The sequence below is a fragment of the Micromonospora sp. DT201 genome (assembly GCF_049841575.1).
GTDB lineage: Bacteria > Actinomycetota > Actinomycetes > Mycobacteriales > Micromonosporaceae > Micromonospora.
The window spans coordinates 1-22,169 of sequence record NZ_JBNCKP010000016.1; the positions used below are offsets into that span (position 1 = coordinate 1).

The 22,169-nt window shown below is 70.6% G+C and carries 15 protein-coding genes and 1 pseudogene; 8 read left to right on the forward strand and 8 right to left on the reverse strand.

Annotation, left to right across the window (positions count from 1 at the left end; genetic code table 11):
* Window positions 1-542: 542 nt before the first annotated feature.
* Genes ACLQ28_RS23395 through ACLQ28_RS23405 form a run of 3 tightly spaced genes read right to left on the reverse strand, consistent with a single transcriptional unit; the run spans window position 543 to window position 3,926 of the window.
* The gene (locus tag ACLQ28_RS23395) at window positions 543-1,307 is read right to left on the reverse strand and encodes a succinate dehydrogenase/fumarate reductase iron-sulfur subunit (protein ID WP_425688415.1); all 765 of its coding nucleotides are present in this window, start codon (window positions 1,305-1,307) and stop codon (window positions 543-545) included.
* The gene (locus ACLQ28_RS23400) at window positions 1,304-3,241 is read right to left on the reverse strand and encodes a fumarate reductase/succinate dehydrogenase flavoprotein subunit (protein WP_425688416.1); all 1,938 of its coding nucleotides are present in this window, start codon (window positions 3,239-3,241) and stop codon (window positions 1,304-1,306) included. Before ACLQ28_RS23400 ends, ACLQ28_RS23395 begins: the two co-directional genes overlap by 4 nt.
* Window position 3,242: 1 nt before the next feature.
* The gene (locus ACLQ28_RS23405; protein ID WP_425688562.1) at window positions 3,243-3,926 is read right to left on the reverse strand and encodes a succinate dehydrogenase cytochrome b subunit; all 684 of its coding nucleotides are present in this window, start codon (window positions 3,924-3,926) and stop codon (window positions 3,243-3,245) included.
* Window positions 3,927-4,009: 83 nt separating this feature from the next.
* Between ACLQ28_RS23405 and ACLQ28_RS23410 the strand changes: the two genes are divergently transcribed.
* Both ACLQ28_RS23410 and rfbB read left to right on the forward strand, forming a co-directional pair.
* On the forward strand, window positions 4,010-4,939 hold the full coding sequence (locus tag ACLQ28_RS23410; RefSeq protein WP_425688417.1) for a LysR family transcriptional regulator: 930 nt from the start codon (window positions 4,010-4,012) through the stop codon (window positions 4,937-4,939).
* Window positions 4,940-5,105: 166 nt separating this feature from the next.
* Window positions 5,106-6,146 carry a dTDP-glucose 4,6-dehydratase gene (rfbB, locus tag ACLQ28_RS23415; RefSeq protein WP_425688418.1) on the forward strand — a complete coding sequence of 347 codons (1,041 nt, stop codon included), beginning with the start codon at window positions 5,106-5,108 and terminating at the stop codon, window positions 6,144-6,146.
* A gap of 27 nt (window positions 6,147-6,173) precedes the next feature.
* Here rfbB and hrpA read toward each other — a convergent pair whose 3' ends face one another.
* The gene (gene hrpA, locus ACLQ28_RS23420) at window positions 6,174-10,244 is read right to left on the reverse strand and encodes an ATP-dependent RNA helicase HrpA (RefSeq protein ID WP_425688419.1); all 4,071 of its coding nucleotides are present in this window, start codon (window positions 10,242-10,244) and stop codon (window positions 6,174-6,176) included.
* Window positions 10,245-10,364: 120 nt separating this feature from the next.
* Between hrpA and ACLQ28_RS23425 the strand changes: the two genes are divergently transcribed.
* Window positions 10,365-10,733, forward strand: coding sequence for a cytidine deaminase (locus ACLQ28_RS23425; protein WP_425688420.1), 369 nt, complete (start codon window positions 10,365-10,367; stop codon window positions 10,731-10,733).
* Between the two features lie 48 nt (window positions 10,734-10,781).
* On the opposite strand, the gene ACLQ28_RS23430 is transcribed toward ACLQ28_RS23425, so the two are convergent.
* Window positions 10,782-11,141: a YciI family protein gene (locus ACLQ28_RS23430; RefSeq protein WP_425688421.1), complete on the reverse strand. Its 360-nt coding sequence runs from the start codon at window positions 11,139-11,141 to the stop codon at window positions 10,782-10,784.
* Between the two features lie 129 nt (window positions 11,142-11,270).
* Between ACLQ28_RS23430 and ACLQ28_RS23435 the strand changes: the two genes are divergently transcribed.
* From ACLQ28_RS23435 to ACLQ28_RS23455, 5 genes and pseudogenes are all read left to right on the forward strand, one after another.
* Complete coding sequence (locus ACLQ28_RS23435; protein ID WP_425688422.1) at window positions 11,271-13,205, forward strand: multicopper oxidase family protein; 1,935 nt, start codon at window positions 11,271-11,273, stop codon at window positions 13,203-13,205.
* A gap of 60 nt (window positions 13,206-13,265) precedes the next feature.
* A complete protein-coding gene (locus ACLQ28_RS23440; protein ID WP_425688423.1) occupies window positions 13,266-14,306 on the forward strand; it encodes a FecCD family ABC transporter permease in 1,041 nt (346 codons plus the stop codon).
* Window positions 14,303-15,412, forward strand: a complete 1,110-nt coding sequence (locus ACLQ28_RS23445) for a FecCD family ABC transporter permease (protein WP_425688424.1) — start codon at window positions 14,303-14,305, stop codon at window positions 15,410-15,412. Before ACLQ28_RS23440 ends, ACLQ28_RS23445 begins: the two co-directional genes overlap by 4 nt.
* 20 nt (window positions 15,413-15,432) lie before the next feature.
* Window positions 15,433-16,227 (forward strand): annotated as a pseudogene (locus ACLQ28_RS23450) (ABC transporter ATP-binding protein); the annotation flags it as partial.
* 236 nt (window positions 16,228-16,463) lie between these two features.
* The gene (locus ACLQ28_RS23455; RefSeq protein WP_425688425.1) at window positions 16,464-17,411 is read left to right on the forward strand and encodes an ABC transporter substrate-binding protein; all 948 of its coding nucleotides are present in this window, start codon (window positions 16,464-16,466) and stop codon (window positions 17,409-17,411) included.
* Window positions 17,412-17,528: 117 nt separating this feature from the next.
* On the opposite strand, the gene ACLQ28_RS23460 is transcribed toward ACLQ28_RS23455, so the two are convergent.
* The 3 genes from ACLQ28_RS23460 to ACLQ28_RS23470 form a co-directional block, all read right to left on the reverse strand.
* Window positions 17,529-18,434 (reverse strand): hypothetical protein, encoded by a 906-nt coding sequence (locus ACLQ28_RS23460; protein ID WP_425688426.1) that lies wholly within the window; start codon window positions 18,432-18,434, stop codon window positions 17,529-17,531.
* 313 nt (window positions 18,435-18,747) lie between these two features.
* Entirely contained in the window at window positions 18,748-19,392 is a 645-nt protein-coding gene (locus ACLQ28_RS23465) for a hypothetical protein (RefSeq protein WP_425688427.1), read from the reverse strand.
* A gap of 157 nt (window positions 19,393-19,549) precedes the next feature.
* On the reverse strand, window positions 19,550-22,063 hold the full coding sequence (locus ACLQ28_RS23470) for a DEAD/DEAH box helicase (RefSeq protein WP_425688428.1): 2,514 nt from the start codon (window positions 22,061-22,063) through the stop codon (window positions 19,550-19,552).
* Between the last annotated feature and the right edge of the window lie 106 nt (window positions 22,064-22,169).

Below are 22,169 nucleotides of genomic sequence, written 5' to 3' on the forward strand. Positions count from 1 at the left end.
CGAAAAACCCTCGACTGGCATAATCCGGCCGAAGTACTCCACAAACACCTGGTTGCAACCGCCGCTTGAAACCGCCGCGCCGGGACACCGCCACATCGGCGACCTGGAGTCGATCAGGCACTCGGCCGGGCTGGGCCGGGCTGGGCTGGGCTCGGTTGGATCGGGCTCGGTTGGAGCGGGCTCGGTTGGGTCGCCCTGCTTGGGGTCGCGCCGGGCTGGGCTTCACCAGCAATCCGAGGATCGGAAGCTACCGCCGTACCGCAAATAGGACCGCAACTCGCGGACGAGCCGCGACCAAGGTCAGGGCTGGGGCGACCGTCCCCGGCGGAGGGATCAAGCCTGACCGCCCGGAGCCGGGGACGGTCGCCCCAGCCCCACCGCGGCCGCCCGCTCGCCGTAACCGCCGCCCACCGCCATGCCGTTCATCGCAAGGCCGCTCAACGCGACGCCGACCAACGCCGAACGGCCGACCAACGCCGAACGGCAGACCGCCGTACCCCCGATGGTGCGGGGTACGGCGGTCTGGGGTGGCGCGGTGGTTTTCAGGAGCCGGGGGTGTTGCCCGCTCCCTTGGCCGTCGCCGCGAGGTAGTCGCGGTTGAGGCGGCCGATGGTGTTCAGCGGGATGCCCTTCGGGCAGGCCGGGGTGCACTCGCCGGCGTTGGTGCAGCCGCCGAAGCCGGCCTCGTCGTGTGCGTCGACCATGCCGATCACCCGGGTGTACCGCTCCGGCTGGCCCTGTGGCAGGAGCGAGAGTTGGGTGAGCTTGGCGGCGGTGAAGAGCATGCCGGAGCCGTTCGGGCAGGCCGCCACGCATGCGCCGCAGCCGATGCAGGCCGCCGCCTCGAAAGCGGCGTCGGCGTTGGCCTTGGCGACCGGGGTGGAGTGCGCCTCGGGCGCGCTGCCGGTCGGCGCGGTGACGTAACCGCCTGCAGCGATGATCTTGTCGAAGGCGTTCCGGTTGACGACCAGGTCCTTGACGACCGGGAAGGCGCTGGCCCGCCACGGTTCGATGTCGATCGTCTCGCCGTCGGAGAACTGCCGCATGTGCAGCTGGCACGCCGTGGTGCCGCGCTGCGGCCCGTGCGCGTCACCGTTGATCATCAGGCCGCACATGCCGCAGATGCCCTCGCGGCAGTCGTGGTCGAACGCCACCGGGTCCTCGCCAGCGAGGATGAGTCGTTCGTTGAGCACGTCGAGCATCTCCAGGAAGGACATGTCCGGGGACACGTCGTCGACCGGGTAGGTCACCATCCGACCCTTGTCCTCAGGGCCCTTCTGGCGCCAGATGCGCAGGGTCAGGTTCACTTGTAGCTCCGCTGCGTGGGGTGGACGTATTCGAAGTTCAGGTCTTCCTTGTGCAGCACCGACGGTTCACCGGTGGCGGTGAACTCCCAGGCCGCCACGTACGAGAACCGGTCGTCGTCGCGCTGCGCCTCACCGTCGGGGGTCTGGTGCTCGGCCCGGAAGTGGCCGCCGCAGGACTCCTCGCGGTGCAGGGCGTCGATGCACATCAGCTCGGCCAGCTCGAAGAAGTCGGCCACGCGGCCGGCCTTCTCCAGTGACTGGTTGAGTTCCTCGCCGGTCCCGGACACCTTGACCCGCTCCCAGAACGACTCGCGGAGGGCGCGGATCTCGTCGATCGCCTTGCGCAGCCCGGCCTCGCTGCGCTCCATGCCGCAGTGTTCCCACATGATCTGGCCCAGCTCGCGGTGGAACGAGTCGACGGTCCGGTCGCCGTTGATGGCGAGTAGCCGCTGGACGCGGTCCTCGACTTCGGTGCGTGCCTCGACCGCCGCCGGGTGGCTGGCGTCGACCTTCTCCAACGGACCCGAGGCCAGGTAGTTGGCGATGGTGGTGGGCAGCACGAAGTAGCCGTCGGCGAGGCCCTGCATCAGCGCCGAGGCACCGAGCCGGTTCGCGCCGTGGTCGGAGAAGTTCGCCTCGCCGATCACGAACAGGCCGGGGATGCTCGACTGGAGGTCGTAGTCGACCCACAGGCCGCCCATCGTGTAGTGCACGGCGGGGTAGATGCGCATCGGCACCTCGTACGGGTCTTCGCCGGTGATCCGCTCGTACATCTCGAAGAGGTTGCCGTACTTGGCCTCGATGGCCTTGCGGCCCAGCCGGTTGATCGCGTCGGCGAAGTCGAGGTAGACGCCGAGCTTGGTCGGTCCGACGCCCCGGCCCTCGTCGCAGACGTTCTTCGCGGCGCGGGAGGCGATGTCGCGGGGGACCAGGTTGCCGAAGGAGGGGTAGATCCGCTCCAGGTAGTAGTCCCGCTCGTCCTCGCCGATGTCCTTCGGGCTGCGGTCGTCGCCCTTGGTCTTCGGCACCCAGACCCGGCCGTCGTTGCGCAGCGACTCGCTCATCAGGGTCAGCTTCGACTGGTGGTCGCCGGAGACTGGGATGCAGGTCGGGTGGATCTGCGTGTAGCACGGGTTGGCGAAGTACGCGCCCTTGCGGTGTGCCCGCCAGGTGGCGGTGACGTTGCAGCCCTTGGCGTTGGTGGAGAGGTAGAAGACGTTGCCGTAGCCGCCGGAGGCGAGGACCACGGCGTCGGCCATCTCGGTGCTGATCTCGCCGGTGACCAGGTCGCGGACGACGATGCCCCGGGCCTTGCCGTCGACGAGGACGAGCTCCAGCATCTCGTGCCGGGTGTTCATCTCGACGTTGCCGAGGCCGATCTGCCGTTCGAGGGCCTGGTACGCGCCCAGCAGCAACTGCTGGCCCGTCTGGCCCCGGGCGTAGAAGGTGCGCTGCACCTGGGCGCCGCCGAAGGAGCGGGTGTCGAGCAGGCCGCCGTACTCGCGGGCGAACGGCACACCCTGGGCGACGCACTGGTCGATGATGTTGACCGAGACCTCGGCGAGCCGGTGCACGTTCGACTCCCGGGAGCGGAAGTCGCCGCCCTTGACGGTGTCGTAGAACAGCCGGTGCACGGAGTCGCCGTCGTTGCGGTAGTTCTTCGCCGCGTTGATGCCGCCCTGCGCCGCGATGGAGTGCGCCCGGCGCGGGCTGTCCTGGTAGCAGTAGGACTTGACGTGGTAGCCCTGCTCGGCCAGGGTCGCCGCGGCCGAACCGCCGGCCAGGCCGGTGCCCACCACGATCACCGTCATCTTGCGGCGGTTGGCGGGGTTGACCAGCTTGGCTTCGAAGCGTCGGGTGTCCCAGCGCTTCTCGATCGGGCCGGCGGGAGCCTTGGTGTCGGCGATCGGGTCGCCCTCGGTGAAGAGTTCCATGTCAGGACACCAATCCGGTGAGTACGGCGAACGGGACCACCAGGTACCCGGCGCAGAGCAGCACGGCGAAGATCAGCGCTGCGGTGCGCGCCCGGCGCTCGCCGCGGGGCGTCTGCTGGCCGAGGCTGCGGAACGCGCTGTACGCGCCGTGGCGCAGGTGGAAGCCGACCGCGAGGATGGCGAGCGTGTAGAAGAGCGTGACGTACCAGCGCTCGGGCGCGAAGTCGGCGACGACGTTGCCGTACGGCTTGCTCTCGTTGCCGACCGGGTTGAGCGTGCCGGTGGTGAGGTCCAGGAGGTGGTAGATCACGAAGAGCAGGATGATCACTCCACCCCAGCGCATCGTGCGGGCCGCGTAGCTGCCGTTGACCTTCTTGCGGTGGGCGTACTTGACCGGGCGGGCCGCGCGGGCACGCCGGGCCAGCACCGTGGCGGCGACGATGTGGGCGACGACGGCCACCGTCAGCCCGGTGCGCAGGATCCACAGGAACCAGACGCCGGGCAGCAGCGGCTTGCCGATGTCGCGCAGCCAGTGCGCGTAGTGGTCGAACGAGGTCTCCCCCGTGAACACCTTCAGGTTTCCGAACATGTGCGCGATGAGGAACAGCGCCAGCATGATGCCCGTCACCGCCATGACGGCCTTGAGGCCGACGTTCGAGCGGATGGGCGACCGAGTTTTCGTGATTACCACAGGACCGACGCTAGGAGCACTTCGATCAGTCGTCCAATGCATCAAACACGCAGTGTTGATAGCCGTAAGCTATTTAGATGCAGCTCCATCAGCTCCGGTACTTCGTTGCGGTGGCCGAAGTACGACATTTCACCCAAGCCGCCGACATCGTCGGCATAACTCAGCCCTCTCTCAGTAAGCAAATTCACGCTCTGGAGGCCGACCTCGGGGCGCCGTTGTTCGAGCGGCTAAGGGGCAATATCGCCCTCACCGCAGCGGGCGAGGTGCTGCTGCCGTTGGCCACCCGGATCCTCGCCGACGTGGAGACCGCGACCCGGGAGGTGCAGGAGTTGGTCGGGCTGCGCCGGGGGCGGGTCCGGCTCGGGGCCACCCCGAGCCTGGCCACCTCCCTGGCTCCGCCGGTGCTGCGCCGGTTCCGTGACGCGCACCCCACCGTCGACCTCCGGGTCGAGGAGAGTGGGTCCCAGGACCTGGTGCGCGACCTGCTCCGCGGCGACCTCGACCTGGCCCTGATCATCATGCCGGCCCAGGGCGCCGACCCGGGCCTGCGCGTCGACCCGATCCTGCGGGAGAGCCTGGTGGTGGCCTCGGTGGAGGAGGTGCCGACCGCGTCGGCAGCCGGGGAGCTGCACATCACCGACCTGCGCGACCAGCCGATGGTGATGTTCCGCGAGGGGTACGACCTGCGCGACGCCACCATCCAGGCGTGCCGCGAGGCGGGCTTCGAGCCGACGTTCGCGGTGGACGGCGGCGAGATGGACGCGGTGCTCAGCTTCGTCGAGGCGGGCCTCGGCATCGCGCTCGTGCCGGGCATCGTGCTGGCCCGCCGGCCGGGCGTGCGGATCACCCCCCTCGCCCCGCCCGGGGTGCGGCGGACCATCGCGGTGGCCCGTCGGCGCGACGTCGTGCCGACCCACGCTGGCCGGGAACTCCGGCGGATCCTGCTCGACTACATACAGTCGGCGATCGACCGTGACGACCTACCACCGGGTGTGGATCCGCTCTGATCGGTCAGGTTTTCGACCCGCTGGGTTAATTCGCCCTTAAGCCTGCAATATCACCGTCAGTATGGATGACCGTCACCTATGGTGGGTTCTTGCATGGGCAAAAGCCCCATTCATCTCAGGAGAGCTCACCGGTGGACGTTCCCCCCCACCGGCAGGGAGGCTATAGATGAGAATCCTGGTTACCGGTGGCGCTGGCTTCATCGGGTCGCATTTCGCGCGGAGTCTGCTCGGCGGGCGCTACGTCGGGTTCGAGCACTGCGACGTGACCGTGATCGACAAGCTGACCTACGCCAGTGATCGGGCCAACCTGCCGGCTACGCACCCCCGCTTGACGTTCGTCCGCGGGGACATCTGCGACCGACAGTTACTCGCCGACGTGGTGCCGGGGCATGACGCCGTGGTGCACTTCGCCGCCGAGTCCCACGTCGACCGGTCCATCGACGACCCGGCACCGTTCTTCGAGACCAACGTGATGGGCTCGCACCACCTGCTGGCGGCGTGCGCCCGCGGTGGCGTCGGCCGGGTCGTGCACGTCTCCACCGACGAGGTGTACGGCTCGATCAGCGAGGGCTCCTGGAACGAGAGCTGTGTGCTGGAGCCCAACTCCCCCTACGCGGCGTCCAAGGCCGCCAGCGACCACGTGGTCCGCTCCTACTGGCGCACGTACGACGTGGACGTGTCGATCACCCGGTGCGCCAACAACTACGGCCCCTACCAGCACGTGGAGAAGGTCATCCCGCGCTTCGTCACCAGCCTGCTCACCGGTCAGGACATCACCCTGCACGGCGACGGCAGCGCGGTCCGCGAATGGCTGCACGTGGACGACCACTGCCTGGCAATCGCGCTGGTACTGGCCAAGGGCCGCGCTGGTGAGGTCTACAACATCGGCGGCGACATCGAGCTCACCAACCACGCACTGGCCGAGCGGATCCTCGGGCTGGCCGGTGCCGACTGGGACCGGGTCCGGCATGTGGCGGACCGCAAGGTACAGGACCAGCGCTACTCGCTGGACTACCACAAGATCTCCGACGAGCTCGGCTTCGAGCCGCAGATTCGGTTCGAGGACGGGCTGGCCGAGGTCTTCCACTGGTACCGGGAGAACTGGGCCTGGTGGGCGCCCGCCGCTGCGGAGTCCCGAAGCGCCGCCCTGACCAACGCCGTCCGCAGCGTCCCAGCGGCCCGGGCGCTCTCCGTTCACTCGCACTGATTCGGCCGCTGACCGGGCGCGGCCCGGTCAGCGGCCCTCGGCGTCGTCCATCGCGCGGTAGATCCGCTGCTCAGAGACGGGGTACGGGGTGCCGATCGCCTGGGCGAAGACGTTCACCCGCAACTCCTCGATCATCCAGCGGATCTGCCGGACGGCCGTCTCCTGCCGGCGTGCCGGGGCAAGGTTGGCGAGCAGGTCGGCGTACTCCTTCTGCACCACCGCGACCCGGTCCTGCTGCTGGCGGTCCCGTTGCGGGTTGCCGCCCAGCCGGTCCAGTCGGCGCTCGATGGCGCTGAGGTAGCGCAGCAGGTCGGGCAGCCGGGCGTACCCGGTCTCGGTGATGAAACCCGCGTGCACCAACCCGGCGAGCTGATTGCGGATGTCGGCAAGCGCGGCCACCACGGCGAGGTTGCGGGTGGCGCCGAGCCGCTGCTCCACGATGTACGCGGCGGCGAGGACCTTGCGTACCCGGTCCATCACCTCGACCACGGTGTCGATCAGGTCGGCGCGGACCTTCTCGCGTAGCGCAGCGAACCCGGCAGCGTCCCACGCCGGCCCACCGGCGGCACCGATCAGCCGGTCGATGGCCGCGCCCGCCGCGTCCTCGATCAGCTCCTGCACGCCGCCGTGCGGGTTGCGGCTCAGCGCCAGCTTCGCCTCGTTACTCAGCCGCCCCTGCAGAAACCGCGCCGGGGACGGCACGGTGAGCCGCAGCAGCCGGCGGGTGCCTGCCCAGTGTGACGCCTCCGCCTCGGCGGGGGAGTCGAACACCTTCACCCCCACCGTGGCGCCCTCGTCGACCAGTGCCGGGTACGCGGTCACCGCGTAACCGGCGCGGACCTGTTCGATGGTCCGCGGCAGGGTGTCGATGCTCCACTCCCGCAGCCCGGTACGGGCCACCTCCGGCGCGGCGGCCGCCACCACCTGGCGTACCTCCTGGCGGAGTTGACGTTGCAGGGCCGGCAGGTCCTTGCCCTCGGCGACCGGCTTGTCGTCGTCGCCCAGCACTCGGAAGGTGACCCGGAGGTGGGCGGGGAGCTTGCCCGGCTCCCAGGCGTCGCGCGGCACGGTCACACCTGTCATCCGGCGCAACTCCCGGGTGAGCGCGTCTAGCAGCGACTCCTCCCCGGGCTTGATCGCCGCGAGGGCGGCCCGGGCGTAGTCCGGCACCGGTACGAAGTTGCGGCGCACCGCCTTGGGTAGGGAGCGGATCAGCGCGATCACCGTTTCCTCGCGCAGCCCCGGCACCTGCCAGCCGAAGCTCTCCGCCGGCACCTGATTCAGCAGCGGCAGCGGGATGTCCACGGTGACGCCGTCGGTCGGCGTGCCCGGCTCGAAGCGGTAGGTGAGCGGCAGGCTCACCCCGTCGGCCTGCCACTCGTCCGGGTAGTCACCCTCGTCGACCCCCGGCCGGCCGTCGTTGACCAGCACGTCGCGGGTGAAGGTGAGCAGGTCGGGCCGTTCCCGGCGGGTCGTCTTCCACCAGCTGTCGAAGTGCCGGCCGGAAGACACGTCGGCTGGGATCCGTTGGTCGTAGAAGCCGAAGATGGTTTCGTCGTCGACCAGGATGTCCCGGCGTCGGGCCCGGCTCTCCAACTCCTCGATCTCGGCGAGCAGCCGCTTGTTGTCCGACCAGAACTGGTGATGGGTCTGCCAGTCGCCCTCGACGAGGGCGTGCCGGATGAACAACTCCCGGCTCAGCGTCGGATCGATCCGCCCGAAGTTGACCTTGCGGGAGGTGACCAGCGGGACGCCGTACAGAGTGACCTTCTCGTAGGCCATCACCGCGGCCTGCTTCTTCTCCCAGTGCGGCTCGCTGTAGCTGCGCTTGACCAGGTGCTGCGCGAGCGGCTCGACCCACTCCGGCTCGACCCGGCCGGCTATCCGGCCCCACAGCCGGGACGTCTCCACCAACTCGGCGGCCATCACCCACCGCGGCGGCTTCTTGAACAGCGCCGAGCCGGGGAAGAGGGCGAACTTCGCGCCCCGCGCACCCAGGTACTCGTGTTTCTGCGCGTCCTTCAGGCCGATGTGGGACAGCAGACCGGGCAGCAGCGACTGGTGCACCTTCGGAGTGTCGATCTCCTCCGGCAGGTCCGCGCCGCCCCGGCGGCTCTCGCCCCGGCCGGCGTCCGCGTCGCCTGAGGTGTCGCGCGCCGACCGCCCGCCGCGCCGGTCGCCGTCGGCCGGGGTACGCAGCACCTGACGCAACTGGCTGACGATGTCCTGCCACTCGCGGATCCGCAGGTAGTTCAGGTACTCCGCCTTGCACATCCGGCGGAACGCGCTGGAGGACAGCGTCCGCTGCTGCTCACGCAGGTAGCGCCACAGGTTGAGGAAGGCGACGAAGTCCGATTCCTTGTCGGCGAACCGGGCGTGCGCCTGGTCGGCCTGGGCCTGCTTCTCCGCCGGCCGCTCCCGCGGGTCCTGGATGGAGAGCGCGGCGGTGATCACCAACACCTCGGTCGCGCAGCCGTTGCGTTCGCCCTCGACCACCATCCGGGCCAGGCGCGGGTCGACCGGCAGCTGGGCCAGGCGCCGGCCCAGCGCGGTGAGCCGCTTCGCCGGGTCGGCCTCGGTCGGGTCCAACGCGCCCAGTTCGTGCAGCAGGTTGACACCGTCGGTGATGTTGCGCCGGTCCGGCGGGTCGATGAACGGGAACGCGGCGAGGTCGCCCAGCCCGATCGCGGTCATCTGCAGGATGACCGACGCCAGGTTGGTCCGCAGGATCTCCGGGTCGGTGAACTCGGGGCGGGACAGGAAGTCCTGCTCGTCGTAGAGGCGGATGCAGATGCCGTCCGAGGTGCGGCCGCAGCGGCCCTTGCGCTGGTTGGCCGACGCCTGGGAGATCGGCTCGATCGGCAGCCGCTGTACCTTGAGGCGGCTGGAGTAGCGGGAGATGCGGGCGGTGCCCGGGTCCACCACGTACTTGATGCCGGGCACGGTCAGCGACGTCTCCGCGACGTTGGTGGCGAGCACCACCCGGCGTGAGCTGTGCGCGGCGAAGACCCGGTGCTGCTCGGCGCTGGAGAGCCGCGCGTACAGCGGCAGGATCTCGGTGCCGAGCAGCGAGCGTTTCGTCTGCACCAGCTTGCCGAGCGCGTCGGCGGTGTCCCGGATCTCTCGCTCACCGCTGAGGAAGACCAGGATGTCGCCGGGGCCTTCGGCGGCCAACTCCTCGACGGCGTCGCCGATCGCCTGGATCTGGTCGCGGACGGTCTCCTCGTCGCCCTCGCCGTCCTCCTCGCCCTCGGCGAGCTCGAGCAGTGGCCGGTAGCGCACCTCCACCGGGTAGGTCCGCCCCGAGACCTCGACCACCGGCGCTGGTACGCCTTCCGGCTCGTCGGCGGTGGGTGGGCCGGCGAAGTGTCGGGCAAACCGGTCGGTCTCGATGGTCGCCGACGTGATGATCACCTTGAGATCGGGTCGTCGGGGCAGCAGCTCCCGCAGGTACCCGAGGATGAAGTCGATGTTGAGGCTGCGCTCGTGCGCCTCGTCGATGATCAACGTGTCGTACTGGCGCAGCATCCGGTCGGTCTGCAACTCGGCCAGCAGGATGCCGTCGGTCATCAACTTGACCAGGCTGCGCTCGCTGACCTGATCGGTGAAACGCACCTTGTAGCCGACCACGTCACCCAACTCGGTGCCCAGCTCGTCGGCGATCCGGTCGGCCACTGTCCGGGCCGCCAACCGTCGTGGCTGGGTGTGCCCGATCAGGCCGTGCACCCCGCGCCCCAACTCCAGGCAGATCTTGGGCAGCTGAGTGGTCTTGCCGGAGCCGGTCTCGCCCGCCACGATCACCACCTGGTGATCACGGATGGCGGCGGTGATGTCGTCCTTGCGCTCACTGACCGGCAACCCCGCCGGGTACGTGATCACGGGCACCGCCGCCCGGCGGGCGGCCAGGCGCTGTTCGGCCCGGTCAACCTCGGCGGTGATCTCGGTCAACGCGGCCTCTCGGCGCTGCGGGTCACGCAGCTTACGGGCACCGTCCAGCCGCCGCTGGAGCCGGCGCTGGTCGCGGAACATCAGAGGAGAGAGGCGGCGGTGCAACTCGCGAACCGGGTCGGTCGCGGCGGAGGCGGTTGGATTCTGCATGTCGTGCCCAAGGATAGGCAGCCCGGCGGCGTACCGCTCCCGGGTTATCGCGCGGCCGGTCCTCAGGCGGCCCGGCATGCGACCTAGAGTTGCGGCCGACATCGAGTGCGGGGGGCCGGGATGACGATGCAGGACACCGACCGGGCGTTGGTGCAGGCCGCCACAGCGGTGGCCAAACTGCGTTGCCGCAGCCAGAGCCACACTGTCGCGTCGGCCGCCCGGACCGCCGACGGGCGGGTGTTCTCCGGCGTCAACGTCCAGCACGACAGCGGGGACACCTGCGCGGAGCTGGTCGTGATCGGTGCCGCCGCCACGCAGGGCGTGACCGAGCTGGAGACGATCGTCACGGTCACCGACCGGGGACGCGAGGTCGTCGAGCCCTGCGACAGGTGTGGGCAGGTGCTCGGTGCCTACTTCCCGTCGCTGCGGGTGATCGTCGGCAAGGTGGACGACCTGCGGGTGGTCCCGATCGGGGGCCTGCTCGGCTGACCATCGAGCGTCTGCTCGGCTGGCCATCGAGCGTCTGCTCGGCTGGCCTCAGTCGCCCGCGGCCGCCTCCAGCATCGACCGGGGCATCGGCACGCTCTCGAACCGCACGTTGCCCTCCGGCACCATCCAACTCGTCACCCGTGCGACGAGCAGGCCGGCGCGGACAGCCGGATCGTCGGCGTAGAGCCCGCGCACCTCCTCCGGGGAGATCGAGAACACGAGGAAGCCCCGCAGTTGGCCGTCGTCCGCGTCCAGCAGCGGCCCGGCCGCCAGCACCAGCCCCTGCTCCACGAACCCCGCCTGATGGGCCAGGTGGGCGCTCTGCAGCCGGTCGAGCGCGTCCTGCGGCAGCTCCGGCGGATCCGACGGCCGGACCAGGAGGACGACCGTGTGCTGGTCGAATCGCATGGTCACACCCTATGGTGCGAGCGAAGGGGAATGTTCCTCTTACGGGTGTAATTGGCGTTCTGTCGCACTTGTTCCCGTCCACGAAACTCATTCTCTTATCGAGGGTCGGACGCGAATGGGAGGTGTGACATGGTCACCAGAAGAGGGCTGCTCGCCGCCGGTGCCGCCGGTGGTGCCGCGGTGCTGGTCCCGGCGGGCTCCACGGCCGCGGGCCGCACGCTCGCCGGGGCGGCGCCGCTGCGCGCCGCCGACATCCCGAAGTACGTCGCGCCGCTGCGGATCCCACCCGCCATGCCAGCGGTGTCGACCGGTCCGGAGCGGGACACGTACCTCATCGCGGTACGGCAGTTCCGCCAGCAGATCCTGCCGCCGTCCTGGCCGCGTACGACGGTGTGGGGTTACGGCTCGACGGCCCACCCTGGCAGCTTCGGCTACCCGGCGCCCAGCATCGTGGCGCGGGTGAACCACCCGGTCCGCGTGACCTGGGTCAACCAGCTCGTCGACGCTCGGGGTGACTTCCTGCCGCACCTGCTGCCGGTCGACCCCACCCTGCACTGGGCCAACCCGGCCGGCGGAAACACGGATCGGGACCAGCACGGCCACCGTGACGGCGACCCGCGGGGATACCGCGGGCCCGTGCCCCAGGTGGTGCATCTGCACGGTGGGCACAGTGCGCAGGAGAGCGACGGGCACTCCGAGGCGTGGTTCCTGCCGGTGGCGCGCGACCTGCCGTCCGACTTCGCCGTCTGCGGCAGCGCGTACGACGAGTTCCGGTCCCGCTTCGGCGAGCGTTCGAGCCTGCGCTGGGCGCCGGGCTCGGCCACCTTCGAGTACGCCAACGACCAGGCGCCCGCCACCCTCTGGTACCACGACCACACGTTGGGGGTCACCGCCCAGAACGTCTACGCCGGGCCGGCCGGGTTCTACCTGCTCGGCGGCGCCGGCGACCTGCCGGACGGGGTGCTGCCCGGCCCGGGGCCGGCGCACGACGACCCGCCGGACGCCCGCTACCACGACATTCCGCTGATGATCCAGGACCGCAGCTTCACCGCGGACGGCGACCTGCTCTACCCGGGCGGGCACTCGTCGCCCGGCACCGGCTCCACCATCGTGGTCAACGGCCGCACCTGGCCCAGCCTGACGGTGCAGCGGCGGCGCTACCGGTTCCGCCTGCTCAACGGCTGCAACAACCGCTTCCTGCTGCTGAGCGTGGCCGCCCATGCCACGGCGCGGCCGGCCCGCCCGGTGCTGCCGATCTGGCAGATCGGCGGCGACGGCGGGTTCCTGCCCGAGCCGGTGTCACACGAACGCGTGATCCTCGGCCCCGCCCAGCGGGCCGACGTCATCGTCGACTTCACCGACGTGCCCGCCGGCACCGAGCTGTACCTCGTCAACGAGGGGCCCGACTGGGCGTACCGCGGTGGTCGGCCCGGGGTGGACTTTCCGCCGGCCGACCCGCGGACCACTGGTCAGGTGCTGCGCTTCGTGGTCACCGAGGCGACCGGCCCGGATCCGAGTGTGCCGCCGGAGCAGTTGCGGCTGCCGGCACCTCCCCAGCTGCCGGCGGCCGACCGGGTCCGGCGGTTGTCGCTCAACGAGCGGATGTCCGGCCCGTCGGGGTCGATGGTGATGTTGCTCGGCACCCTCGACGAGCGTGGTCGGGGTCGGCCGATGCGCTGGAGTGATCCTGCGACCGAGCAGCCCACCGTGGGCGCCACCGAGGTGTGGGAGGTGCGCAACTTCACCCGGCTCGTCCATCCGATCCACCTGCACCAGGCCCAGTTCGAGGTGCTCGGCCGCGGGCATTCGGGCCGGGTGCAGCCGGCTGCGGGGGAGCGGGGGCGGATGGACACGGTGCTCGCGTACCCGTGGGAGGTGACCCGGATCAAGGCGCAGTTCGACCTGCCGGGTCGCTACGCCTGGCACTGTCACCTGTTGGAACACGAGGACAACGAGATGATGCGGCCGCTGAACGTGCTGCCGCGCGGTGGTGCGGAGGCCGGGGACGGTGGCTCGCTGGGCACGCCCCCGGAAGCCGGAACGGCATCGACAGACGTCGGTTAGGCCACTTTCCGCAGGTCGGCTAAGGTTAGGCGAACCTAAGCTCGAACGTGCAGGAGATTCGTGACCGCCCTCGCCAGTCGGCCGACCCGGAGTCGGGCCAGCACTCGCACCGGTCGCCGGGTGGCCGTCACCGTCGGTGCCGCGCTGGTGCTGCTACTCGCCGTGCTGGCCAGCTTCGCGCTCGGCAGCCGGCAACTCGGCGTCGACCAGGTCTGGCACGCGCTCGTCGCTCCGGACGGCGGCGACGCCAGCACCATCGTCCGCGAGCTGCGGATGCCGCGTACCGCGCTCGGCCTCGCCGTCGGCCTCGCCCTCGCCGTGGCGGGCGTGCTGTTCCAGGCGCTCACCCGCAACCCCCTCGCGGAGCCCCGCATCCTCGGCATCAGCGCAGGCGCGTCGTTCGGTGTGGTGCTCGCCATCTCCGTCTTCGGCATCGGCACGCTCGCCGGCTACGTCTGGTTCGGCATCGCCGGGGCACTGATCGCCGGGCTGCTGGTCTTCGCCATCGCCACCCGAGCCCGCGAGGGTGCCAGCCCGGTCACCCTCGCGCTGGTCGGCGCGGCGATCGACGCCAGCCTGGCCTCCGGGGTGTACGCGCTGCTCAGCATCGACGCCCGCACCTTCGAGGAGTACCGGTTCTGGGTGGTCGGCGGGCTGGCCGGCCGGGACCTGTCGGTCACCGCGCAGGTGCTGCCCTTCGTCCTCGCCGGCCTCGTGCTGGCCGCCCTGGTGGCCCGAGGTCTGGACGCGCTGGCCCTCGGCGACGACGTGGCTCGCGGCCTCGGCCACCGGATCGGCCTCGTCCGCCTCGGTGGTGGCCTCGCCGCCGTGCTGCTGACCGGTGCGGCGGTCGCGGCGGCCGGGCCGGTCGCCTTCGTCGGGCTGGCCGTGCCGCACCTGGCGCGTGCCCTGGTCGGCGCGGACCACCGCTGGACCCTCGCCGTGTCCGCCCTGCTCGGGCCAGCGCTGCTGCTCGGCGCCGACGTCGTCGGCCGACTCGTCGCCCCGCCCGGCGAGATACCAGCCGGGATCGTCACCGCGCTGATCGGTGCGCCGCTGCTGGCCGTCCTCGTCCGCCGAGCCCGGGTGGTGACCGCGTGACCACCGCACACCGTCCCTCCGACCCGGCTGGCCCGTCGGCCTTGATGCCTACCGCCTCGTCTGGTGCCGGCCACGCCCCGCTGCCCGGACGGTCGCTGCTGCGCATCGGCCCGGTCAGCCTGCTGATCCGCCGACGCTCGGTGCTGGTGGCCGCCGCGCTGACCGCGCTGCTCGTCCTGGCCGTCGTGCTCAGCCTCTCGCTGGGTACCCCGTACGTCGCCCCGGTCGACGTGCTGCGCGCCCTCTCCGGTGCCGGCACCCCGTACGACCTGGTTGTCTTCGATCTTCGGCTGCCGCGGGTCGTGCTGGCGGCGGCGGCCGGCGCGGCCTTCGGGGTGGCCGGCACGCTGATCCAGAGCGTCGCCCGCAACCCGCTCGCCAGCCCCGACGTCATCGGCATCACCCAGGGTGCCGGCCTCGCGGCCACCGTGGCCCTGACCAGCGGAATGGCCGCCGTGCTCGTGGCACCCACCGCACTGCTGGGCGGGCTGCTCGCCGCGGTGCTGCTGTTCGCCCTCGGTGCCCGGCACGGGCTGGCCGCACAGCGGTTCGTGCTCGCCGGCGTGGCGGTCGCCTTCGCCTTCCGGGCGCTCACCGAGGTGGTCATGCTCACCGCCGACCCGATCGACGGGCTGCGCGCGCAGATCTGGCTGATCGGCACCCTGGCCGGCAAGGGCTGGACCGAGGCCGCCTGGATCGCCGGCACCCTGCTGGTGCTGCTGCCGGTGCTGGCCTGGGCCGGTTGGGCGCTGAACAGCACCGCCCTGGACGACGACACCGCCCGAGGCGTCGGGCTGCGGCCGGTGGCCCGCCGAATCGGCCTGGCCGGCACCGGCGTGCTCGTCGCCGCGATGGTCACCGCCCAGGTCGGTGCCGTCGACTTCGTGGCGCTGGTCGCCCCCCAGGTGGCCCGTCGGCTGGTACGGGCCGAACGGCCACCGCTGGTCTGCTCGGCGCTGCTCGGCGCTCTGTTGCTGGTGCTGGCGGACCTGGCCGGCCGACGGCTGTTCGCACCCACGCAGCTGCCCGCCGGCGTGCTGACCGCCGCGATCGGCGGCCCGTACCTGATCTTCCTGCTGCTGCGCGGCCGTCGGCGGTCGTCGTGACGCCCTCAAGGAGTCCTGTGATGCTCTCCACCCGCGACCTGGTCGCCGGCTACGACGAGCGGACCGTGCTCGACGGGCTCGACCTGGACCTGCCGACCGACGCGTTTACCGTGATCGTCGGGCCGAACGCGTGCGGCAAGTCCACCCTGCTGCGCACGATGGCCCGGCTGCTCACCCCGCGCCGGGGCACGGTGCTGCTGGACGGCACCGCGATCCGCGACCTGCCGACCCGGGAGGTCGCCCGCCGGCTCGGCGTCCTGCCGCAGAGCCCGCTGGTGCCCGAGGGCGTCACCGTGTCCGACCTGGTCGGCCGCGGCCGACAGCCGTACCAGCGTTGGTGGCGGCAGTGGTCGTCGGAGGACGGCACGGCGGTGGACCAGGCGATGGCCCTGGCCGACGTGACCGACCTGGCCGACCGGCCGGTGGACAGCCTCTCCGGTGGTCAGCGGCAGCGGGTGTGGATCGCCATGACGCTCGCCCAGGACACCGACGCCCTGCTGCTGGACGAGCCGACCACCTTTCTCGACCTGGCCCACCAGGTGGAGGTGCTGGACCTCCTGCACCGGCTGCGCGTCGAGCGGGGCCGCACCGTGGTCGCCGTGCTGCACGACCTGAACCAGGCCGCGCGTTACGCCGACCACCTGGTCGCGATGCGCGACGGTTCCGTGGTGGCCTCCGGGCCGCCCCGGGAGATCCTCACCGCCGACCTGGTCCGCGACGTCTTCGGGCTGGCCTGCGTGGTCGTGCCCTGCCCAGTGACCGGCGCGCCGCTGGTGGTGCCCGCGTACACGGGGGGCAACTCCACCCCGGTCACCCCGTCCACCGACGCTGCTGCTCCGGCTGTCGCTGCTGGCAGCGCGGGTGGTCCGACTGTCGCTGCCGGTGTTGCGGGTGGCCCGGTCGCCGCTGCTGGCGGCGCGGGTGGCCCGGTCGTCGCGTCCGCTGATGCGGGTGACCCCGACTCGTCGACGGCTTCCGTGCCGGACGCCCGATCCGCCACCGGTGACGCGGCCACCCCGCTCACCGGCTCGTACCCCTCGAAAGGACTCTGATGCGTCGTCTCGTCGCCGCTCTTGCCGCGGCCGCCGCCCTCGGCGTCGGACTCACCGCCTGCGGTGAGAGCGACCCGGTCGCCGGCCCCACCACCGGGGAGACCCGGGAGATCACCCACGCCATGGGCACCACAAAGGTCCCGGCCGAGCCCAAGCGCGTCGTCGTGCTCGACACCGACAAGATCGACACTGCGCTCTCGCTGGGTATCACGCCCGTCGGCGCCGCAACCGCCGGTGAGGCCAAGAGCTGGCCGACCTACTTCGGCGCGGACAAGCTCGCCGGCATCAAGGAGGTCGGGGTGCTCGCCGAGCCCGACCTGGAGGCGATCAACGCGCTGAAGCCAGACCTCATCCTCGGCAGCAAGTTCCGCCAGGAGAAGTTCTACGACGAGCTGGCCGCCATCGCGCCGACCGTGTTCACCGACAAGGTGGGCATCACCTGGAAGGACAACTTCCTCCTCGACGGCAAGGCGCTCGGCCGCGAGCAGCAGGCCAAGGATCTGCTCGGCGCGTACGAGAAGCGGGCCAAGGACTTCGGCACCACCCTCGGCGACGCCGCCGCGCGCAAGGTGTCGATCGTGCGGTTCCTGCCCGGCAACATCCGGGTGTACGGCCCGGACTCCTTCTCCGGCATCGTCATCGGCGACACCGGGCTGGGCCGCCCCGAGCGGCAGCTCCTCGCCAACAAGGAAGACAAGCGCTTCGACCTGGTCAGCCCCGAGCGGATCAACGAGGTCGACGGTGACGTCATCTTCGTGACCGCGTACGGCGACAAGGCCGCTGCCGAGCAGACCAAGGTGGCCGGCGGAACGCTCTGGAAGGGGCTCAGCGCCGTCAAGGCCGGCAAGGCGTACCCCGTCTCCGACGAGGTCTGGATGACCGGCATCGGCGTCGGCGCCGCCAACAAGATCCTCGACGACCTGAGCAAGTACCTCCCCGCCGCCTAACACCGCCGCCGCGTCCGCGCTGGCCCCAAGATCCGCGCAAGTTCGGGGAAACTGCTGCCTCACGAGCTGGTGAGACAGCAGGATCCCTGAAGTTGCGCGGATCTTGGCGTGTCCAGGTCAGCGGAGGCGAGAGTGGGAGCGGGACGTCAGGGCTTGGCGGAGTTCGGCGAGGAAGCCGTCGAAGTCCTCCCGGAATCGTTTCGCGGTGACGTGCAGAACGATCCAGTCCTCACCGAGCAGGCGGTTGAGGCGGCGCCGGTCTCGGTGGAACTGCTCGGGATCGTCGTGCCACAACCCGTCGTACTCGACGGCGACCTTGAGGTGCGGCCAGGCCAGGTCGAGGCGGGCCACGAACCTCCCGGCGCTCTCGACCACGAACTGGGTCACGGGCATCGGCAGCCCGGCGAGCACGATCCGTACGCGGAGCCGGGACTCCGGGGCAGACTCCGAGCCCGCGTCGGCCAGCTCAACTACCCGCGCCATCCGCTTCCAGCCCCGGTTGCCGACCCGAGCCCGGGAGTCCGTGCGCAGCTGAGGAAGCGCCACCAGCCGTTGGCCGGCGAGGCGATCCACGATCGCGACGGCCTCCTCCGTCGGCAGCCATTGGGCCAGGTCCCAGCATGTGCGGGTCGGCGTGGTCAGCGGGATGCCTTGACGTACCGCAACGTCGGTCGCTTCGATCGCGCTGGTGTGCACAACGAGCCCCGACACCGGCCCAAACCGCTGACCGGCGGGCACGACCACGTCGACGGGTTCATGGTCGGCGACTGACGCCGCGCCGTAGAGCGCCGCCGCGCTGCGACCAGCGATGACCACACCTGGTGGCAGCACCCACCGCGCGGCAGCGGCACAACGGGTGCGGTGGGTGACCGCCAACTGTGCATCGGCGTAGACATCCCGGAACAGGGGACGCCATGCGGCGCTGCGCAACTCAGTCCGGGTCAGTAGGCCTTGGGCGACGATGTGGGAGCCGCGGAAGACGCGTCCCTGCAGGCTCGGCGGCCGGCGTGGGGGAACAGGCATGACGACACCTTGACCGGCGGATGCGCTCGCCGGCAGCCCCTGTGGATAACCCTAGCCGGGGCCCTTCAACGCCAAGATCCGCGCAACTTCACTGTTCTTGCTGCCTCGCGGCAATCCGAGGCAGCAGCATCACCGAAGTTGCGCGGATCTTGGAAGCGTGGGGCGTAGGCGGGCGCGGGCGGGTGGGGCTGGCGGGGTATAGGCGAACCAGACGTTGACCGGCGGCCCGGTCAGGTGCCGGGGTGCCGGGGTGCGGTCGTGCGGTGGTGCGGTGGCCCGGTCAGGTGCGGGGGTGCGGAGGTGCGGAGGGTGGTTAGGCGGCGGTAGACCAGATGGCGCGGAATGCGGCGGCTTCGCCGGACAGCCAGCGTTCGATCTGGTCGGGCTTGGCGTCGGTAGGCATGCGGTGGGCTTGGCCCCGGCGGACGTCGACCAGGACCGGCTCGGCGTGCGGGAGCACCGCGTCCATGTGTCGGGCCATCAGGTGCAGGGTCGCGAGCACCGACTCCGCGCTCGGTGGGGTCTCGTCGAAGTGCAGGCGGACCGCTTCGGCGCGACCGTCGGCGTGGCGTACCCCGAAGTGGGGGTTGATCTTGACGGGTAGGTCGCCCAGCATGGCCAGGGCGTCGCGAGTCTGGGCGAGGTCGACGGCGGCCGGCTCGCCGAGGGAGTGCAGCCAGGCCGTGGCACCGGGCACGAGCGCCTGGTAGAGCGGGCGCCATCGTGGCTTGACCAGGTCGACCACCCCGGTCAGGTGGGTGCCGCCGGTGTGGAAGGCGATGTCGGCCTTGAGCGCCTTGACGAACTGGCCGTGCGGGTTGAAGCCGGACCGGCTGGCCCGCTGCTTGCGCAGACCACCCACGAAGGTCGCCTTCGTGGGGCCGGTGCGGTCGACGTAGCGGGTGAAGCCGAGCAGGGTGGCGTAGGGCGTGAGGGACGTGGTGGCGGGCGCGGTCACGGGCGTCCTCCCGAGTCGTAATCCTGCAGGTCAGGAACTCGATTAGTACATACATTCTAATCGACGGGTCTGACATCGCCCAGTGAAAATGAGGGTGCGGAAGACACGACAAAGGGGGCCGCCCAGCGTACGGACGACCCCCTGTCGAGATGCTTCGCTAGAGCTGGCCGACGTCGGTGATCCGGACGACCGCGGCGCCGACCTCGTCCGAGGCGACCAGGTCGATCTCGGCGCTGATGCCCCAGTCGTGGTCGCCGTCCGGGTCGTCGAAGATCTGCCGCACGGTCCACCGCTCCCGGCCCTGCTCGATCATGAGCAGCGCGGGCCCGCGGGCGTCCGGCCCGACGCCGAGCGAGTCGTACGCCTCGAAGTACGGCGCCAACGCCTCGGCCCATGCGTCGTAGTCCCAGCCGTCGCCGGCGTCCAGCTCGGCGAGCAGGTCCCAGCGGCGCAGCGCGGCCAGCTCCACTCGGCGGAACAGCGCGTTGCGCACCAGCACCCGGAATGCCCGTGCGTTGCGGGTCACCGCCGGTGGCCGGTCGGTCAGGGCAGCGTGCGCCTGGGCAACCTCGGCCACGTCGGACGGGTTGCGCAGCCGCTCCCACTCGTCGATCAGGCTGGAATCGACCTGGCGGACCAGCTCGCCCAGCCACTCGATGAGGTCGATCAGCTCCTCGGTCTTGGCGTCCTCGGGCACGGTCTGCCGCAGCGTCTTGTACGCGTCGGCCAGGTAGCGCAGGACGAGGCCCTCCGAGCGGGTCAGCCCGTAGAACTGCACGTACTCGGTGAAGGTCATGGCCCGCTCGTACATGTCGCGGACGACGGCCTTGGGGGAGAGCTGGTGGTCGGCGACCCACGGATGTCCCTGCCGGTACATCTCGTACGCGGCCTCCAGCAGCTCCGCGAGGGGCTTCGGGTGGGTCACCTCGTCGAGGAGTTCGAGGCGTGCCTCGTACTCGATGCCCTCTGCCTTCATCGCGGCGACCGCCTCACCGCGCGCCTTGAACTGCTGCGCGGACAGGATCTGCCGGGGGTCGTCGAGGATCGACTCGATCACGCTCAGCACGTCGAGCGCGTACGACGGGGACTCGGCGTCGAGCAGCTCGATGGTGGCCAGGGCCAGGGGGGAGAGCGGCTGGTTGAGGGCGAAGTCGAGCTGGAGGTCGACGGTGAGACGGATCCGTCGGCCCGTCTCGTCCGGCTCGGGCAGCTCCTCGACGACCCCGCCGGCGCGCAGCGCCCGGTAGATGGCGATCGCCCGGCGGATGTGCCGGCGCTGTGCGGCGGCGTCCTCGTGGTTGTCGGTGAGCAGGTGCCGCATCGCGGTGAAGGCGTCACCGGGCCGGCCGATGACGTTGAGCAGCATCGAGTGGCTGACCTGGAAGCTGGAGGTGAGCGGCTCCGGCTCGGCGTCGACCAACCGGTCGAAGGTGGGCTGACCCCAGCCGATCGAACCCTCCGGCGGCTTCTTGCGGACCACCTTGCGCCGCTTCTTCGGGTCGTCGCCGGCCTTGGCGAGGGCCTTCTCGTTGTCGATGACGTGCTCGGGGGCCTGCACCACGACCCGACCGATGGTGTCGTAACCGGCCCGACCGGCCCGCCCGGCGATCTGGTGGAACTCCCGGTTCTTGAGCAGCCGGGTACGAATCCCGTCGTACTTGGACAGGCCGGTGAACAACACGGTGCGGATCGGCACGTTGATGCCGACGCCGAGGGTGTCGGTGCCGCAGATGACCTTCAACAGGCCAGCCTGGGCGAGGGTCTCGACCAGCCGACGGTACTTGGGCAGCATGCCGGCGTGGTGCACGCCGATGCCGTGCCGGACGAGCCGGGACAGCGTCTTGCCGAAGCCGGACGTGAACCGGAAACCACCGATCGCCTCGGCGATCATGTCCTTCTCGGCGCGGCTGCAGACGTTGACGCTCATCAGCGCCTGGGCACGTTCCAGCGCGGCAGCCTGGGTGAAGTGCACCACGTACACCGGGGCCTGCTTGGTCTCCAGCAGTTCCTCGAGCGTCTCGTGCATCGGCGTCATCGCGTACGAGAAGATCAGCGGAACCGGCCGCTCCGCCGAGCGCACGACGGCGGTCGGCCGACCGGTACGCCGGGTCAGGTCGTCGACGAACCGGGTCGTGTCCCCCAGGGTGGCGGACATCAGGATGAACTGGGCCTGCGGCAGCTCGATGATCGGCACCTGCCAGGCCCAACCCCGGTCGGGCTCGGCGTAGAAGTGGAACTCGTCCATGATCACCTGGCCGACGTCGGCCTTGGTGCCCTCGCGCAGCGCCAGGTTGGCCAGGATCTCCGCGGTGCAGCAGATGATCGGGGCATCGGCGTTCACGCTGGCGTCGCCGGTGAGCATGCCGACGTTCTCGGCGCCGAAGACCTCGCAGAGAGCGAAGAACTTTTCCGACACCAGCGCCTTGATCGGCGCGGTGTAGAAGGTCGTCCGGTTGTCCGCGAGGGCCGCGAAGTGCGCGGCGATCGCCACCAGGCTCTTACCCGAGCCGGTGGGAGTGTTCATGATCAGGTTGGCGCCGGAGACGATCTCGATGACCGCCTCCTCCTGATGGGGGTAGAGGTCGAGGCCGCGCTCCTTCGCCCAACTGGCGAACGCGTCGTAGAGGGTGTCGGGGTCGGCGCTTGTCGGCAGCGCGGCGGTGAGCGTCATAGCCTGTCCATGGTGCCTGGATCATGCCCCTGCGCGCCAACCCAACCTCCGCCGGACTCCCGATCGGGCGTCGTGGACGGCCCGCTGGGCTGCCGTCGGGGCGTTG

Excerpts from the sequence above, each read along its gene's own strand:
- ACLQ28_RS23400 (WP_425688416.1), bottom strand. The coding sequence starts at position 3,241 with ATGGAACTCTTCACCGAGGGCGACCCGATCGCCGACACCAAGGCTCCC.
- ACLQ28_RS23410 (WP_425688417.1), top strand. The coding sequence starts at position 4,010 with ATGCAGCTCCATCAGCTCCGGTACTTCGTTGCGGTGGCCGAAGTACGA.
- rfbB (WP_425688418.1), top strand. The coding sequence starts at position 5,106 with ATGAGAATCCTGGTTACCGGTGGCGCTGGCTTCATCGGGTCGCATTTC.
- hrpA (WP_425688419.1), bottom strand. The coding sequence starts at position 10,244 with ATGCAGAATCCAACCGCCTCCGCCGCGACCGACCCGGTTCGCGAGTTG.
- ACLQ28_RS23425 (WP_425688420.1), top strand. The coding sequence starts at position 10,365 with ATGACGATGCAGGACACCGACCGGGCGTTGGTGCAGGCCGCCACAGCG.
- ACLQ28_RS23430 (WP_425688421.1), bottom strand. The coding sequence starts at position 11,141 with ATGCGATTCGACCAGCACACGGTCGTCCTCCTGGTCCGGCCGTCGGAT.
- ACLQ28_RS23435 (WP_425688422.1), top strand. The coding sequence starts at position 11,271 with ATGGTCACCAGAAGAGGGCTGCTCGCCGCCGGTGCCGCCGGTGGTGCC.
- ACLQ28_RS23455 (WP_425688425.1), top strand. The coding sequence starts at position 16,464 with ATGCGTCGTCTCGTCGCCGCTCTTGCCGCGGCCGCCGCCCTCGGCGTC.
- ACLQ28_RS23460 (WP_425688426.1), bottom strand. The coding sequence starts at position 18,434 with ATGCCTGTTCCCCCACGCCGGCCGCCGAGCCTGCAGGGACGCGTCTTC.
- ACLQ28_RS23470 (WP_425688428.1), bottom strand. The coding sequence starts at position 22,063 with ATGACGCTCACCGCCGCGCTGCCGACAAGCGCCGACCCCGACACCCTC.